This window comes from Brevibacillus sp. DP1.3A, from assembly GCF_013284245.2.
GTDB lineage: Bacteria > Bacillota > Bacilli > Brevibacillales > Brevibacillaceae > Brevibacillus.
In genome coordinates this window covers 2,836,850-2,853,639 of sequence record NZ_CP085876.1, presented here as the reverse complement: position 1 = coordinate 2,853,639, position 16,790 = coordinate 2,836,850, and the positions used below count along the sequence as shown (strand labels likewise).

Genomic DNA, 16,790 nt, shown 5'->3' with positions numbered 1-16,790 from the left:
CTATACTCTTGCTTTTATGAGTTCTTCAGCGATTTGTACTGTATTCCATGCTGCACCCTTGAGAAGATTGTCAGAAACGATCCACATATGCAGTCCACGAGGATGATGGAGATCACGACGCACCCGGCCCACGAATACTTCCAGTTTGCCTGTTGCATCAGTAGCGAGTGGATACTGCTGTTCCTCCGGCACATCTATTAATACGATACCAGGAGCGTTTTTCAGCAGGGCCTTTACTTCTGCCAGATCGTAATCCTGTTTCAGCTCTACATATACCGACTCGCTATGGCCGTAGACCACTGGAATACGTACGCAAGTAGCTGAAACAAGTACAGTGTCATCACCGAAGATTTTTTTGGTCTCATTGATCATTTTCATTTCTTCATAAGTAAAACCATTGTCGGTGAACACATCAATCTGCGGAATCGCGTTGTACGCAATCTGATGATGTACAGGCAATTTGCCTACGGGGAGTACGTTACACTGCGGTTCTTTACCATCCAAAATGTCTCGACTTTGGTCGAGCAATTCATTGATCGCAGATTGACCTGCACCAGATACTGCCTGGTAAGTAGAAACGATGATTCGGTCTATACCAAAACGATCATACAGGGGTTTTAGAGCGGCAACCATCTGAATCGTAGAGCAATTCGGATTCGCAATGATTCCATTATGAGCGAGCGCAGCATCCATGTTTACTTCTGGCACAACGAGAGGAACATCCGGGTCCATCCGGAATGCGCTGGTATTGTCAATGACAACTGCACCATGACGCACTGCGTGATGAGCCAGTTCCTTGCTGACCGATCCGCCAGCACTAAACAAGGCAAAATCAACCCCTGCAAAACTGTCTGGAGTCGCCTCTTCCAGTACAATTTCTTGCCCCTTGAAAGTGACTGTTTTTCCTGCAGAACGTCCAGAAGCAAGCAGCTTAAGCTGTTTGATTGGGAAGTTGCGCTTTTCTAATAGTTGAATCATCTGCTGTCCGACTGCACCAGTCGCACCGACTACAGCAACATTGAAAGTCAGTTGGTTTGCCATCTCTTACTCTCCTCCTAATCGCGAAAAAGCAGGTTAATTGTTTATTCTGTAGTCTTATTAGTAGTTAAATCTTTCGATGAGCAAGGGTTGCAATTGTCGACCTTCCAAAGCTGCTTCGCATGTTTCCAATAGGAGATCCATACGAGCTACAAGCGAGTTCGGTTTTTTATCCGGGGCATCCTGCCCGAACGGCACGAAATACATATTTTTCGCGGCCAATAGCTTGGCAATATTGGCTGCATTTAATCCCAGACCATCATTGGTGGAAATGGCAATCACAATGGGTCGCAGATTACGCATCGTCGCTTTAGCCGCCATCAGTACGGCACTATCCGTAATGGCATTCGCCAGTCGACTCGTCGTACTGCCTGTGCAAGGCGCAATGAGCATGACATCCAACAACTTAGAAGGTCCCAACGGCTCAGCCTGAGGAATCGTCGAAATAAGTTCTTCCCCCGTCAGTTCCTTGATTTGTTGCTGCCAGCTTTGAGAAGTACCGAAGCGTGTATCCGTGGTCATAATCGTATTCGATACGATCGGTACCACCCGTGCTCCAGCATCCACAAATCGCTTAATTTGCGGCATGGTTTCCTCAAAGGTGCAATGCGATCCAGACAATCCAAATCCAATGGTCTTTCCCTGGAGCTTACTCATGTTGCATCCCCTCCTGGCGCTTTCCTTTGATCCGCAATAAGACGAGACAACGTTTGGGCTAAAATTTGTCCAGCGGTTTTCGGTGCAACGATTCCAGGTAATCCGGGAGCAAGAAGAGCTTTGATACCTCGTCTTTCAGCGTATCGAAAATCTGTTCCTCCTGGCTTGGAGGCAAGATCTAGAATAAACGCCGACTGAGGCATTTGAGCAATCACTTCTGCCGTGAGTAATAATTGCGGGATGGTATTAAAAATGAAATCAGCATTCGTAACCTGTTTCCTTACTTCGCTTATATGGAAGGGAGTCAATCCCATCTCATAAATGCGTGCCAAGTGTTCCTGACGTCTGGCCCCAACTCTTACGCGGGCCCCCAACGCATGCAATGCTCGAGCCATGGACAAACCTGTTCGGCCCAATCCCAAAACAATTGACTGTGATCCATGAATCGTAATATCCGTATGTTGAATCGCCATCATTAACGCTCCCTCTACAGTAGGGATAGAGTTATAGATAGCTACGTCGTCACGATCCAAGAGCTCCACGAGAGGAAGCTGTGTGGAAGCCAACAGCTTTTTCAGATAAGGCTTTGCCATTCCTGTGTAAACCACGCAATGACTCGGCAGACTCGCCACATGTTCGTCTAGCAACTGCATTTGTTTGGAGCAGAAAATACTTTCCACGTATCCTTGGTCATCGGTCCCTACGATGGGTAGGATGAGGGCGTCCACGTCTTTCAACACATCGCATGTTAATGGTTTCTTCGTTGCCCCTGTAAAATTACTTTCCAGGTTGTCGAAGCCAACTAACGTGACGCTAGCATCCAGTTGTATGCATCGCTTAATAACTTCCAACTGGCGAGCGTCTCCGCCGATGAAGGCAACATGTATGCCCGTTAGCATGCTGCGTTCCCCTTTCCACACATTTTACTGCATTAAATGATCGGAACGCAAAGGTTTTCCATTTGGAAAAGTTGACGGAAATCCATGCGGTCTACCCCCATCCTATTCCGCTCCTGCTACTTCGGTGACAGAAGCGCCTACTTTTGCGAAGCTTGTGCCTCAGGCGCTTGAAGCTGGATGATGACCATATCTGGCCCAATTTTTACGATAGAGCTCCATGGGATCACGAGGTCCTCTCGCTTCTTGCCGAAACCAAAGAAACTGCCTCCTGGCAAGATGATGGATTGAATCGTACCGTTTTCAGGATGGATGACTAAATCGGAATCACTGATGACCCCCATTTTCTCCCCGTTGTCCAGTCCGATGATCTCCTTCCCACCCAACTCACTTAAGCGCATGGAGAAACCCCCTTTGTCCTTTCATTTACTGTTGATATACGCAAAAAAATCCGGGCTATGCCGGATTTTTGCTTACAACAATATATCGTTCTTTACGTTTTCAGGGAAGCCGTCGAGTGGACTCACCATCGCCATAGACATCTTGGAACGGAACAGCTGCTGCGCCACAGCCAAAACAGATTCATGGGAAACACGGTCAATTTTGGCGATGATCTCGTCTAGGCTAAGGTGACGGCCCAACAGGAGTTCATTTTTTCCAAGTCGACTCATACGGCTATTCGTGCTTTCCAAGCTGAGCATCAGACTGCCTTTCAGCTGCTCTTTTCCTTTGTTCAGCTCTTTGTCTGTAATTCCATGATCAGCGACATCGCGCAGGACGCGCGAGACGATGTCAAATACCTGTCCTACTTGCTCTGGTGCCGTTCCTGTATACACATGGAACGTACCCGCTTCTTTATAGGACGAATGATAGGAATAAACAGAGTATGCCAAGCCGCGTTCTTCGCGAATCTCTTGGAAAAGACGCGAGCTCATGCTGCCACCAAGCACGTTGTTCAGCAAAATCAAGGAGTAGACTTCAGGATGCCCTACCTTAAACCCAGGTAGTGACAGGCACAGATGCGCTTGCTCTGTCGCCTTATGATGCGCGATCACATTTCCAGCAAAATCAGGAGTAGACAAGGTCGGCATACTGCCTGAACGCGAGAAAGTCTGAAAGCGCTTTTGAATGTCTTCAATCAAACTGTCTTCAAAATTTCCTGCTACTGTAATCACCGTATTCGTTGGCAGGTAATGCTGATCAATATAAGCGAGCAAATCGTCCCGTTTCAAGCTGCGCAGGACATCTTCCGTACCCAAAATCGAATACCCCAGTGGGTGTGTGCTGTACGAAGCGCGTGCAATCAAATCATGCACCAAATCATCTGGCGCGTCTTCATACATGCTAATCTCTTCAATGACGACGTTCTTTTCCTTTTCCAACTCATCGGCATCAAACACCGAGTTGAAATACATATCGGAAAGAACATCGAGAGCGATTGGAGCGTGTTGGTCGAGCACCCTTGCGTAATAGCAGGTATACTCCTTCGAGGTAAAGGCGTTCACGTTCCCGCCAATCTCATCAAAGGTTTCCGCAATTTCCTTTGCAGAACGAGTAGTTGTGCCTTTGAAAAACATATGCTCGAGAAAATGGGAAATCCCGTTGTTTTTCTCGTTTTCATATTTCGAACCAGTCCCTACCCAGATGCCTAAGGCAACGGAGCGAACGGACGGAATCCGTTCCGTCACGATTCGAAGACCGTTATCACACGTATGACGTTGTATCACGTAAATCCTCCTCGGTTGTTCATCTTTCTCTACCCGAAACCTCGGGGAATTTCTTGTAAACACGTCTAACTATAGCAAACTTCCTTTGTCTCCACAATAAATGAACATGTATTTACGGTGACGGGAGTCTACGACTCGATATAACCTCCGAAACTGTCGTCGGCTGTAGCCCCTTCTTTTTGGCGATCGTCAGAAGTTGATCTAAACTGGCCTCGGAAGTAGAAGTAGGGTGCATGAGTACGAGGACACCATTCTCCATTTTCCGGCTGATTTTATTGATCACATAACCAGGCGAAGGTTTCTGCCAGTCAATCGTATCTGCCGTCCATAGAATCGTCTTCATTTCATAAGACGAATGAGCGATTTGTACAACCCGTTGGTTAAAAGCACCTGATGGCGGTGCAAACAACGACGGCTTCACTTCCATCGTTTTATAAATAACATCTTGCGTACGACTTATCTCTTGATGAATTCTCTGTGTCCCCAGTGTGTTCATATCGGGATGGGAATACGCATGATTCCCAATCTCATGACCACGTGCCAAGATCTTTTTTGCTTCTTCTGGGTAACGTTTTACCCAAGAGCCATCCAGAAAGAAAGTTGTCTTTACTTTGTGTTTATCGAGTGTATTGAGCATCGAATCGAGATACTCATTTCCCCAAGCCACATTGATCATGAAAGAAATCGTTGGTTTATTCGGATTTCCTCGATAGATGGGATGTGCACCCAATTGCTCAAGCGAAACCGCTGGAGGTACTTCCTTGTATACCAGCAAATCTGGACTGGACACTCCCGCAGCCAGCATTTTATTGATTGATTCTTCTACATCCACTACACGGCCATTATATCCCGGAATCGCCTTCCACGTCTGATCGACAACGGCATCTATCGGCTGTTCCTCTCTGCCCTCTTTCCACTTTTCAATCTGCGCCCGCAAACGCGCTTTTTCGTTTTCGTTACGATCTCCACTCACTACTTGGACATTTTTGATCGTACTGATGTAATGATGAATAGGCTGATAATTCAAGAGAACGATCAGCGCTGCTCCATATATAAATATGAACAAAAGTCTCCTGGTCCTATTCGTCATTAGGGCGTCGCCCTCCTCTATCGATCGTACGAGTCTCTCTTGTCCAATGTATGAGAAGAAGGAACGACTTAGACATACGAAACGGGAGCATCTGGCACACAAAAGAAAAAAGCTTCCGTACACGAATTTCTTCGAGTGACGAAGCCTTTTGTTTTTTTTATTCTGCTTTTGGTGGTGTTTCAGCAGTTTGTGCCGCAGCAGCTTGCTCTTTCAAAACTGCTTTGCGAGAGAGATTCACACGACCTTGGTCGTCGATCTCGGTCACTTTCACTTCTACCTTATCACCAACTGCGACAACATCTTCTGTTTTGGCTACACGCTCTTCAGCCAGTTGAGAGATGTGGCACAAGCCCTCTTTACCTGCGAACAACTCGATGAACGCACCGTATTTCTCTACGCGTTTTACTGTTCCCAGGTACACCTGACCAACAGCTACCTCACGAACCAGATCTTCAATGATTTGTTTCGCGCGCAGATTCGCTTCGTGGTTGATGGATGCGATGAAGACTCGTCCATCTTGTTCGATGTCGATTTTTACGCCGGTTTCTTCGATAATCTTATTGATGACACGACCTTGTGGACCGATTACATCACGAATTTTCTCCGGATTGATCGTCATGGTCATGATTTTTGGTGCATAAGGAGACAGTTCTTTACGCGGTTCGGAAATCGTGCTCATCATATGGTTCAGAATGTGCAAACGACCTACACGCGCTTGCTCCAAGGCCAGCTCTAAAATCTCACGGTTGATACCGGAAATTTTGATGTCCATTTGGATAGCTGTTACACCAGCCTCTGTACCCGCTACTTTGAAATCCATGTCTCCCAAATGATCTTCCATACCTTGAATATCAGTCAGGATCGAGAAAGATTTCTCATCTTTGCTCATGATCAAGCCCATCGCAATACCTGCTACCGGTGCTTTGATTGGTACACCTGCATCCATCAAGGCAAGTACGCTCGCGCAAATCGACGCTTGCGATGTGGAGCCGTTGGATTCAATTACTTCGGATACGAGACGAATCGTATAAGGGAATTCGACCTCAGAAGGAATGATCGGCTCGATTGCACGCTCACCCAACGCACCGTGTCCGATTTCTCGACGCCCTGGAGGACGCAACGGACGTGCTTCACCCACGCTATACGGCGGGAAGTTGTAGTGGTGCATGAAACGTTTCGATTCTTCCAGACCGAGTCCATCGAGAATTTGAACATCTCCCAGCGCGCCCAATGTGCAAACGCTCAGCGCTTGCGTCTGACCGCGGGTAAACATAGCAGAGCCATGTGTACGGGAAAGAATGGTTGTCTCACTGGACAGCGGACGGATTTCGTTCAGTGCTCGTCCATCAGGGCGAACTTTCTCGTCAGTAATCAGACGGCGAACCTCATCCTTGACAATATTGCCAAGTACTTCGCTAATCATCTTTTCCTGCGCTGGATATGCCTCAGGATCCTTGGCTGCAAAATGCTCTTTGGTTTCTGCCTTGATATCGTCAATAGCATCGTAGCGCGCTTGTTTTTCTTCGATGCGAACAGCTTCTTTCAGCCGAGCTTCCGCATATTCACGCACAGCTTGATCGATTTCAGGATCAACCTCATGCAAGATAACTTCCATCTTTTGCTTGCCAATTTCGGACACGATCATGTTCTGGAATTCTACCAGTTGCTTAATCACGTCATGACCAGCCATGATCGCTTCGAGCATTACATCTTCCGGTACTTGGTTCGCAGCTGCTTCCACCATGTTAATCGCTTTGTGCGTACCTGCGACAGTCAGGTGAATATCGCTTTTCTCCGCTTGAGCTACAGTAGGGTTAATGACGAACTCACCGTCAATTCGTCCTACGATTACTCCTGCAATCGGACCTTCAAAAGGAATCTCCGAAACGCTTAACGCTGCGGAAGTACCGATCATCGCAGCGATTTCAGGTGAGCAGTCTTGATCCACAGACAGAACAGTATTTACGATTTGTACATCGTTACGGAATCCTTCTGCAAAAAGAGGGCGGACAGGGCGGTCAATCAAGCGGCTAGCCAAAATCGCCTTTTCGCTTGGACGTCCTTCTCTTTTAATAAAGCCGCCAGGAATTTTCCCAACCGCATAGAGACGTTCCTCATAGTTAACAGTCAACGGGAAGAAGTCAAGAGGTTTTGGCTCCTTCGAGACTGTAACTGCGGACAGGATTGCTGTATCGCCGTAACGAACCAAGACCGAACCATGCGCCTGTTTAGCCATTTTGCCAAATTCCAGGGTCAGTTTACGGCCTGCCAGTTCGAAGTCATATGTACGGTATTGTTGCTCCATGATGCTAGCAGTCCTCCTTCACAACAATGTGCATTTCACACTTTGTTTTCTACCTATATGTATTATTTCCTGCCATCATAAAAATTAAATGGGTACCTTTGGCAGTCGTTCTAGATAATAAAAAAAGCTTCTTTTGTGAAGCTAATTTAATCAGACAAATTGGCTCTAACCCTTTTTACTCGTTTCGGATGGGCTTAGCGCATTTCTACGCTAAACCCTCCTACACGATAGAAAAAGCGGGCAGAACCCGCTTTTTACAAAACGCTGATTAGCGGCGCAGACCCAGACGGTCTACTACCGAACGATAGCGTTGAACATCTGCTTCACGCAGGTATGTCAACAGGTTACGACGTTGACCAACCATTTTCAAGAGACCACGACGGCTGTGGTGATCTTTCTTGTGCGTACGCAAGTGTCCGTTCAGATTGTTAATGTTTTCGGTCAAGATAGCGATTTGCACTTCCGGTGAACCGGTGTCGTTCTCATGAGTACGGAACTCTTGAATCAGTTGAGTTTTACGTTCTTGAGTCAATGCCATCATGACTCACCTCCTCATTTTTTATACCGTTCGCCGAGTCTGCCGTCGGTGAGAATCGGACAGCCAAGCTACGGTTATCTGTACAACGTTATGAATTATAGCATACCATTTTGTGAAAAGCAAAGAGAATCCTTTACGAGATTCCCTCTGCGAATTTTTGCTTCGCCGTTTGTACATCTCGTCCAATTTGCGCGATGAGTGCATCGACTCCAGCAAATTTCTGTTCTTCCCGAATGTAGAACAGGAACTCTACTTCTACTTCCTTGTCATAGATTTCACCAGAGAACTCAAAAATGTGCACTTCTAGTGACTTTTCTTTTTTCTCCAGTTCAAATGTAGGCTTGATTCCTACGTTCATGACGCCATAGTAGCTTTGTTCATCCACAGTAAAGCGAACACCGTATACTCCATTCTTTCCGATCAAGTACGGCTGATTCACTTGGACGTTCGCTGTAGGAAAGCCAATGGTTCGACCGCGTTTGTCGCCATGCACGACTGTCCCGCGCACTTTGTAGGAGCGGCCTAGCAAATGGCGAACCTGTTCGACATCTCCATGATGAAGATATTCACGGATGATTGTACTGCTCACTTTTTCACCCAAGCGATTTACCGGACCCACTATGTCGAGCCCATAGCGACCTTTGCTCATTTCTTGCAAAGTATGGGCAGTCCCCATCCCGCGATAACCAAAGGTGTAGTCGAAGCCAACGACAATATGGCGGCATTCCAATGGGAGAAGGCACTCCGCGATGAAATCTTCTGGATAAATAGCCGCAAAGCTAATATCGAACTTCATCACATATGTGGTGTCTACGCCCATCTTTTCGAATTGCTCGAGCTTGTCTGCAAGTGGTGTCAAATAGCGGGTATAACCGCTTTGCCCCAATACTTCTCGAGGATGCGGATCAAAGGTCACTACCGTACTTTGCCATCCGTTTGCTTTCGCTGTATCAATCGCCTTTTGAATGACTCGGCGATGCCCAATATGTACACCATCAAAGTACCCCAGTGCAATCGCACAAGGATTCGCTTGCAGGTCAGACGGAAACGGGTATGTTAGGTAGATCGTTTTCACGGATTACACCTCGGCTGGAAAGACTTTTTCTGGTTTGGCGAAAAGTCCTTTGTCTCCACGGCATACGCGATGGATGCCAAGTAATTCTTCCCCCGCAAACAAGCAAATCAAACTTCCTTCCTCCGCAGTGACGCCCGGAAGCGCAGTCGCAAGTCCATTACGTACTGCTTTGATCCGTTCTGGCTTGACCTGAAACGATGGTAAGAATGAGATTGCCTGAGGGATGGAGACCAAGTAGCGGGAAATATCTTCCCCGTTTGCTGCCTGTTCCTCAATTTGCTGGAGAGGGATTGCCTCTTGCTCCTGGAACGGGCCGCTTTTTATTCGCCGCAACAGCTTCATATGGGCAGGATAACCCAGAGCGCGTCCGAGGTCAACACATAAGGTGCGCATGTATGTGCCTTTTGAGCACGTGCACGTGAATGCAACATCGACAGTGTCCCCATCCACGCTAATCTTATGAAGCGTCAACTCATACAGCGTCACTTTCCGTGCCTGTCGCTCGATCACCGTGCCTTCACGAGCCAGGTCATACAGCCGCTTGCCGTTTACCTTTACCGCTGAGAACATCGGAGGTACCTGCTCCATTTCACCCAAAAAGGATTCGAACAGCGCTTGAATACGCTCCGTCGTAATCGATGCTGCATCTACTCCAGCTTGCTCCACCACTTCTCCGGAAGCATCTTCCGTCGTGGTAGTTGAGCCGAGGCGCATGACTACATCATAGCGCTTAGGCAGCTCTTGCAAATATTCAACTAGCCTCGTTGCGTGTCCCACACAAATGGGGAGTACACCCGTCACATCTGGATCCAGTGTACCCGTATGCCCCACTTTTTTCGTTCCATACAATCGACGAATACGTGCTACACAATCATGGGAGGTCATACCAGCTGGCTTGTCGATAACCAGTACGCCGTTCACGTTACTCATCGAATTTCACTCCTACTGCATCGTCCAGCACAGTCCATACTTTTTGCTGTACTTCTGAAAGTGCTCCTTTGATGGTGCAACCTGCTGCTTTTGCGTGTCCACCACCACCGAGTTGCTTCGCAATGACAGCTACGTCAACTCGATCGCGAGCGCGCATGCTCACCTTGACCACTCCCGGTTCCGCTTCCACAAAAGAAACGCCGACCTCGACTCCCTCAATGTTGCGGCAGTAATTCACCAATCCACCAGCATCTTCCCGCTCGGCACCCACTTCGGCAAAATCTGCGACTGAAACAGTGATGGAAGCAACCAAATTTTGATGGGACAGTTGCAAGGTTTGGAGCGCGCGTCGCAAAACTTTCACATGGGCAAAAGTGATTTCCTCCAAGCAGCGCTCTGCTACGTCTCCTGGCTTCACACCGTATCCGAGTAATCGAGCAGCGATCTCCATGACGCGCGGCGATGTATTGGAATAGCGGAAACCGCCTGTATCCGTCAGAAGACCGGTATAGATGCACAGCGCAAGCTCTTCATTGAAAGAAACTCCTGCTGCTTCTGCAACATCAAACAAAATCTCTGCTGTTGCGGCTGCACCCGGACGAACCAGATTTACCGTTCCAAAATGATCGTTGGTCGGATGGTGATCGATATTCAGCAAAGCAGCGCCAGACGCAAATAAAGACCGTACATCGCCCATCCGCGACTCATCCGCGCAGTCTACAGCGATTACGGCCCCGAACGTCTCGTTCAGTGATTGTTTGCGCAGGTTATAAAGACGGTCAAACCGCGGCAAGAAGTTGAACTTGATCGGTGTTTCCCCTTCGTTTACAACCACATACTCTTTTCCCAACTGCTCTAGCATGAGCACGACTCCCAAAGCAGATCCTGTAGCATCTCCGTCAGGACTTACATGAGAGAGGACCAGGAAGCGGTCGTGCTCCTGCATAAACCGCGCCGCTTCCTGTACTGCCATTTGATTAGGATTCATCCTGTTTCTCTCCCTCTGTGGAGATTTCCCGCAGGATTGATTCAATTTTGCTGCCGTAGTCAATGGACTCGTCCAGCTTGAATACAAAATCAGGAATGTGACGCAGCTTTACGCGTTTCCCGATCTCCGTACGCAAATAACCTTTTGCTTTTGTCAAACCTGCAAGAGAAGCTTTACGCTCTTCCTCACTGCCAAAAATGCTGACAAAAACCTTCGCCAATTGCAGGTCACTGCTTACCTCTACATCTGTTACCGTTACGAAACCGACACGAGGATCTTTGAGTCCACGCTGCAATACGAGGCTCAGCTCTTTTTTGATTTCTTCGCCTACGCGGCTAATCCGTGTTTTATTCATCGATTTTTCACCTCCGCTGACTGTTCATTAATCGTAGTATTCCGTATCCACACGAATCAACTCTACATCTGGATGGTTCTCTACAAATCGAACGACAGTCTGCATTTCTTGTTGTAAAAAAGATATCTCATTAGCAACGGCAGCGATACCCAACACGGTACGCTGCCATTGCTCGAGATAAGCCACCTCTGCCGCGGAGACGTTAAATCGGCTCCGCAGCTTGCCGATCAGACTTTTGACGATGGCTCGTTTTTCTTTCAGGTTTTGGCTAGCGGGCAGAAACAGTTCAATCTGCACACCTGCTATCATTATTGTTTCACTTCAACCATGACGAATGCTTCGATTACGTCGCCGATTTTGAGGTCATTGAAGCGTTCCAAAGTCAGACCGCACTCATAGCCTGCTGCAACGTCTTTCGCATCATCTTTGAAGCGCTTGAGGGTATCGAGCTTACCTTCATAAATCACAATGCCTTCACGGATCAAACGTGCACCAGCATCGCGGCTCAGTTTACCTTCAGTCACATAGCAACCTGCAATGTTTCCGACTTTGGATACTTTGAACACTTCACGAATCTCAGCTTGGCCGATAATATTTTCTTTGAAGACTGGATCAAGCATCCCTTTGAGAGCAGACTCGATCTCTTCGATTACAGTATAGATGACACGGTGCAGGCGAATGTCGATCTTCTCTTGTTCAGCCATGCTGCGTGCATTTGGCTCAGGACGTACGTTGAAACCAATGATGATGGCATTCGAAGCATTCGCCAACGTAACGTCGGATTCCGTAATCGCCCCAGCACCTGTATGAATAATTTTCACACGTGTACCGTTGACATCAATTTTCTCCAAAGAACCACGCAGAGCTTCTACAGAACCTTGTACGTCACCTTTTACGATCAGGTTCAGCTCTTTGATGTCGCCTTCTTGGATGTGCTGGAACAAGTCATCCAAAGAAACGCGGGAGCTCTCACGACGCTCGGATTCACGCTGCTTGGATGCACGTGCTTCCCCGATTGCGCGCGCCTTTTTCTCGTCTTCAAAGACACGGAATTGGTCACCTGCTTGTGGTACATCATTCAGACCAGTGATTTCTACTGGCGTAGATGGACCAGCTTCCTTCAGACGGCGTCCTTTGTCGTTCACCATTGCACGTACACGTCCGAAAGCGGAACCTACTACAATTGGGTCACCAACGCGTAGGGTACCTTGTTGAACCAGAATGGTTGCAACTGGACCGCGTCCCTTGTCAAGCTCAGCTTCTACAACAGTACCGCGAGCACGCTTGTCTGGGTTTGCTTTCAGTTCTTGTACCTCGGATACGAGCAAGATGTACTCAAGCAGTTCTTCGATACCTGTACGCTGCTTAGCGGATAATGGGGAGAAGATAGTTTCGCCGCCCCACTCTTCTGCAACCAGCTCATACTCGGTCAATTCTTGCTTAATACGGTCCATATTTGCTTCTGGTTTGTCAATCTTGTTGACCGCAACGATGATTGGCACATTTGCTGCCTTCGCATGGCTAATCGCTTCAATCGTTTGCGGCATGACACCATCATCTGCAGCAACAACCAGAATAGTAATGTCTGTAATTTGCGCACCGCGAGCACGCATGGTTGTGAAGGCCGCGTGACCAGGTGTATCGAGGAAAGTAATTTTCTTTCCTTTGATCTCTACTTGGTACGCACCAATGTGCTGCGTAATTCCGCCTGCTTCGCCTGCTACAACGTTTGTAGAGCGAATCGCATCCAGCAAAGTTGTTTTCCCGTGGTCAACGTGACCCATGATGGTGACAACTGCCGGGCGCTCCAGCAGGCTTTCTGGTGCATCTACTTCTTCCAATGTTTCGAAGTTGGTTTCATCGATGATGATTTTTTCTTCGACTTCAATGCCATAATCTGCGCAAATAAGTTCGATGGCTTCACGATCGAGGTACTGGTTAATCGTTGCCATGATCCCCAAATTAAACAGCTTTTTGATGACTTCTGCTGGTTCTTTGCGTAGTTTTACAGCCAATTCGTTAACGGTCAAAGACTCGGTAAAGGTAATTTTTGTTGGTGGGTCAAATACTGGACGTGGAGCTTTTTGTCCACCACGATTGTTATTGCCACGGCGATTATTTTGGTTATAGCGATTATTACCACCGCCACGGAAAGGCTGACTCTTCTTGTTATCTTCAAAAGTCTTTTGGGTCTGTGGACCCTTTTTGATTTTCTCACGTTTTTCTGTACCAACATTGGATGGGAGATTTACTTTATCTTCAAATTCTTCCCCTGTACGTCCCTCTGTTTGATTAGCAACAGGTTGTTGTGCAGAACGCTGTTGGTTTTGTGGTCGTTGCTGATTGTTCTGTGGTCTTTGTTGTCCTTGACCCTGTGGTCTCTGTTGTCCTTGGCCTTGTGGTCGTTGTTGTCCTTGGCCTTGTGGTCTTTGTTGTCCTTGGCCTTGTGGTCGTTGCTGATTACCTTGTGGCTTGCGGTCATTCGGCTTTGCGGGTTGACTTCTCATATTGTTTGGTTTTCTCTCCTGATTCTTCCCCTGATTTTTTCCATGCTGAGGACTTTGCTGATCGGAATTAGCACTCGCACTGTTGTTAGCTGGACGATTGATGTTTGATGTGCTTCCTCCACGATCGCTGTTTGGTCTGTCATTACTAACCAGTTGAGCTTGCCCCGCTTGTTGTTGGGGTTTGTTCTGTTGTCCTCTGGAGTCGTTGGGGCGTCGTTGATCTTCCGTTTGTTTGGGTCTTGCATCACTTGACGTATTACGTTGCTCCGGTTTGGCACCAGAACGCAATTTGGCCATGTGATCCTCGATCCTTTTGATCGTCCCTTCTTCCATGATACTCATATGATTTGCTACTTCTATATTCAATCGTTTTAGCAAATTGAGGATTTCCTTACTGCTCATGTTGTGCTGTTTGGCATACTCATACACACGTGTCTTCAAATATACTTCACCCTTTCTAAGTTAGGTGAGCAGACGCTGAATGCTTTCGGCCAATTTCCCATCGGTTACCGCCACGGTAACGCGCCCATCTTTTCCGATTGCGTGTCCCAATGAATGTCGGTCGCCAGTGGTTACACATGAGACACCGTAATAGGAACATTTATCCTTTACTTTCTTGGCGGTATTGTCTGATGCATCTGATGCGAGCAAAACCAGGCGGGCCTGCCCATTACGAATAGCGGTAATGACCAGTTCCTCCCCGGTAACGATCTTTCTCGCACGCATCGCCAATCCGAGTAGTTGTGCTGCTTTTGGGATCATTTTCCCATCATCTCCAACCATTTCTCACGGAAAGCATCATACTTTTCTTGGGAGATGGACATATTGAGGGCACGTTCCAGCACTTTTTTCCATTTTCCCGATGCGAACGCATCCGGCTTCAGACAGCTTTCCTGCCGACACACATAGGTACCGCGTCCCGCCGCCCTTCCAGTGAGATCAATGACGATCTCTTCTTCTGGCGTCCGGACGACGCGGATTAATTCCTTTTTAGGAAACATTCCTTGGCAAACAATGCACTTACGCAACGGGATCTTTTTTTGCTTCATGATTATTCGTTGTCCGTCCCTTCATCGCTCTCTACTTCTCTTGGATAAGCGATGCCTTCTTGGTCGGCTTGGGACTCGCTCTTGATATCGATCTTCCAGCCAGTCAGCTTGGCTGCCAGGCGTGCGTTTTGACCGCGCTTACCAATTGCCAGAGACAATTGATAATCAGGAACGATCACACGTGTAACCTTCTCCGCTACGTTAACCTCAACATGCAGCACCTTTGCAGGGCTGAGAGCGTTAGCTACGTACTCGGCAGGATCTTCAGACCAACGAACAATGTCGATCTTTTCGCCTTTCAGCTCCGTAACGATCGTTTGGACGCGCATGCCCTTTGGACCGACACAAGCCCCTACTGGATCAACATCTGCGTTGATGGAATGCACAGCGATCTTCGAGCGATCACCCGCTTCACGCGCAACAGATTTGATTTCAACCACACCGTCATATATTTCTGGCACTTCTAATTCGAAGAGACGCTTCAAAAGCCCCGGGTGAGTACGGGAAACGACGATTTGCGGTCCTTTAGTGGTTTTCTCTACTTTGATGATGTATGCCTTCACACGATCTTGTGATTTAAAATCTTCGGATGGCATTTTTTCGGTGATCGGCATAACGGCTTCCGCCTTACCCAAATCAATGTAATAATTGCGAGCGTCCATACGTTGAACGACACCAGTTACGATATCGTCTTCACGCTCAATAAACTCGCTGTAGATCAAACCGCGCTCCGCTTCACGAATGCGCTGTGTAACCACTTGCTTCGCTGTCTGAGCAGCAATACGACCGAAATCACGAGGCGTTACCTCGATTTCGACGATATCCTCCAGACGGAAGTTAGGATCGATTTCTTGTGCTGCTTCTTGAGAGATCTCAAGACGCACGTCCAAAACCTCTTCGACTACGCTCTTCCGCGCAAACACACGCACCATACCTGAATGACGATTTACATCCACCCGCACATTTTGGGCCGAGTTGAAGTTACGTTTGTATCCAGAGATAAGAGCCGCTTCGATGGCCTCGATCAGTACGTCTTTGGTGATGCCTTTCTCTCTCTCAATGGCTTCTAAAGCCTCGATAAAATCGCCGTTCATGACTTTCGTTGCCTCCTCCTTTACTTACCACGGGCTAACACAGGCCGCGACAACTAAAAAATAATTGCCATTCTAGCCGTGTCAATTTGCTCTTGGGAAATTACATACGTTTTCTTTGCTTCTTTAACTGTCAGCTTGCCATCCTCATAGGATACCAGTTCGCCTTCGAACGTGGTTGCACCTTCTATTGGCTCTTTTGTTGTGATATGCACATTTCTGCCGACAGCTTTCGTGAAATCCTTATCCTTGCGTAATGGGCGCTCAGCACCCGGCGAAGATACTTCTAAAAAGTATGCCGTAGGGATGGGATCTACTTCGTCTAGTTTTTCGCTCAGCTTCTCGCTGACAAGGCGGCAGTCATCGATGTCGATGTTGCCAGTTTCATTGTCGATAAACACGCGCAGAAACCAGTTGCTGCCTTCCTTTTTGTACTCGATGTCAACTAGCTCCAGGCCCACTCCTTCAACAATGGGCGTGACGAGTTCAGTGACGATGCCTGTTACCTTGCTCAAGCAAGTACCTCCTTCTCATTTGAACCATG

General features: G+C 47.7%; 18 protein-coding genes. All 18 read right to left on the bottom strand.

Annotated features, from left to right (window positions below):
* The 18 genes from HP399_RS13320 to rimP all read right to left on the bottom strand — a co-directional run bounded on the left by HP399_RS13320 (nucleotide 1) and on the right by rimP (nucleotide 16,761).
* Nucleotides 1-1,041, bottom strand: coding sequence for an aspartate-semialdehyde dehydrogenase (locus HP399_RS13320; RefSeq protein WP_173617453.1), 1,041 nt, complete (start codon nucleotides 1,039-1,041; stop codon nucleotides 1-3).
* Nucleotides 1,042-1,098: 57 nt separating this feature from the next.
* Entirely contained in the window at nucleotides 1,099-1,695 is a 597-nt protein-coding gene (locus HP399_RS13315) for a dipicolinate synthase subunit B (RefSeq protein ID WP_007719213.1), read from the bottom strand.
* Nucleotides 1,692-2,594, bottom strand: a complete 903-nt coding sequence (dpsA, locus tag HP399_RS13310; RefSeq protein WP_106840329.1) for a dipicolinate synthase subunit DpsA — start codon at nucleotides 2,592-2,594, stop codon at nucleotides 1,692-1,694. Before dpsA ends, HP399_RS13315 begins: the two co-directional genes overlap by 4 nt.
* A gap of 137 nt (nucleotides 2,595-2,731) precedes the next feature.
* A complete protein-coding gene (locus HP399_RS13305; protein WP_144614610.1) occupies nucleotides 2,732-2,992 on the bottom strand; it encodes a YlmC/YmxH family sporulation protein in 261 nt (86 codons plus the stop codon).
* A gap of 72 nt (nucleotides 2,993-3,064) precedes the next feature.
* The gene (locus HP399_RS13300; protein WP_173617452.1) at nucleotides 3,065-4,318 is read right to left on the bottom strand and encodes a M16 family metallopeptidase; all 1,254 of its coding nucleotides are present in this window, start codon (nucleotides 4,316-4,318) and stop codon (nucleotides 3,065-3,067) included.
* A 112-nt stretch (nucleotides 4,319-4,430) separates the two neighbouring features.
* A complete protein-coding gene (locus HP399_RS13295) occupies nucleotides 4,431-5,408 on the bottom strand; it encodes a polysaccharide deacetylase family protein (RefSeq protein WP_173617451.1) in 978 nt (325 codons plus the stop codon).
* A gap of 157 nt (nucleotides 5,409-5,565) precedes the next feature.
* On the bottom strand, nucleotides 5,566-7,713 hold the full coding sequence (gene pnp / locus HP399_RS13290) for a polyribonucleotide nucleotidyltransferase (protein WP_173617450.1): 2,148 nt from the start codon (nucleotides 7,711-7,713) through the stop codon (nucleotides 5,566-5,568).
* Between the two features lie 268 nt (nucleotides 7,714-7,981).
* Nucleotides 7,982-8,251 carry a 30S ribosomal protein S15 gene (rpsO, locus tag HP399_RS13285; protein ID WP_015891708.1) on the bottom strand — a complete coding sequence of 90 codons (270 nt, stop codon included), beginning with the start codon at nucleotides 8,249-8,251 and terminating at the stop codon, nucleotides 7,982-7,984.
* A 133-nt stretch (nucleotides 8,252-8,384) separates the two neighbouring features.
* On the bottom strand, nucleotides 8,385-9,326 hold the full coding sequence (locus HP399_RS13280; protein WP_017249287.1) for a bifunctional riboflavin kinase/FAD synthetase: 942 nt from the start codon (nucleotides 9,324-9,326) through the stop codon (nucleotides 8,385-8,387).
* A 3-nt stretch (nucleotides 9,327-9,329) separates the two neighbouring features.
* Entirely contained in the window at nucleotides 9,330-10,256 is a 927-nt protein-coding gene (gene truB, locus HP399_RS13275) for a tRNA pseudouridine(55) synthase TruB (RefSeq protein WP_048033419.1), read from the bottom strand.
* A complete protein-coding gene (locus HP399_RS13270; RefSeq protein ID WP_173617449.1) occupies nucleotides 10,249-11,244 on the bottom strand; it encodes a DHH family phosphoesterase in 996 nt (331 codons plus the stop codon). Before HP399_RS13270 ends, truB begins: the two co-directional genes overlap by 8 nt.
* On the bottom strand, nucleotides 11,234-11,599 hold the full coding sequence (gene rbfA / locus HP399_RS13265) for a 30S ribosome-binding factor RbfA (RefSeq protein ID WP_007719226.1): 366 nt from the start codon (nucleotides 11,597-11,599) through the stop codon (nucleotides 11,234-11,236). Before rbfA ends, HP399_RS13270 begins: the two co-directional genes overlap by 11 nt.
* Before the next feature lie 27 nt (nucleotides 11,600-11,626).
* Complete coding sequence (locus tag HP399_RS13260; protein ID WP_007719228.1) at nucleotides 11,627-11,908, bottom strand: DUF503 domain-containing protein; 282 nt, start codon at nucleotides 11,906-11,908, stop codon at nucleotides 11,627-11,629.
* Complete coding sequence (gene infB / locus HP399_RS13255) at nucleotides 11,908-14,547, bottom strand: translation initiation factor IF-2 (RefSeq protein WP_173617448.1); 2,640 nt, start codon at nucleotides 14,545-14,547, stop codon at nucleotides 11,908-11,910. The genes HP399_RS13260 and infB overlap by 1 nt, the downstream gene beginning before the upstream one ends.
* A 21-nt stretch (nucleotides 14,548-14,568) precedes the next feature.
* Entirely contained in the window at nucleotides 14,569-14,868 is a 300-nt protein-coding gene (locus HP399_RS13245; protein WP_007719232.1) for a YlxQ family RNA-binding protein, read from the bottom strand.
* Nucleotides 14,865-15,155, bottom strand: a complete 291-nt coding sequence (gene rnpM, locus HP399_RS13240) for an RNase P modulator RnpM (RefSeq protein WP_048033422.1) — start codon at nucleotides 15,153-15,155, stop codon at nucleotides 14,865-14,867. The genes HP399_RS13245 and rnpM overlap by 4 nt, the downstream gene beginning before the upstream one ends.
* Before the next feature lie 2 nt (nucleotides 15,156-15,157).
* Nucleotides 15,158-16,249 (bottom strand): transcription termination factor NusA, encoded by a 1,092-nt coding sequence (gene nusA / locus HP399_RS13235; protein ID WP_173617447.1) that lies wholly within the window; start codon nucleotides 16,247-16,249, stop codon nucleotides 15,158-15,160.
* Between the two features lie 53 nt (nucleotides 16,250-16,302).
* A complete protein-coding gene (rimP, locus tag HP399_RS13230; protein ID WP_173617446.1) occupies nucleotides 16,303-16,761 on the bottom strand; it encodes a ribosome maturation factor RimP in 459 nt (152 codons plus the stop codon).
* Nucleotides 16,762-16,790: the final 29 nt, after the last annotated feature.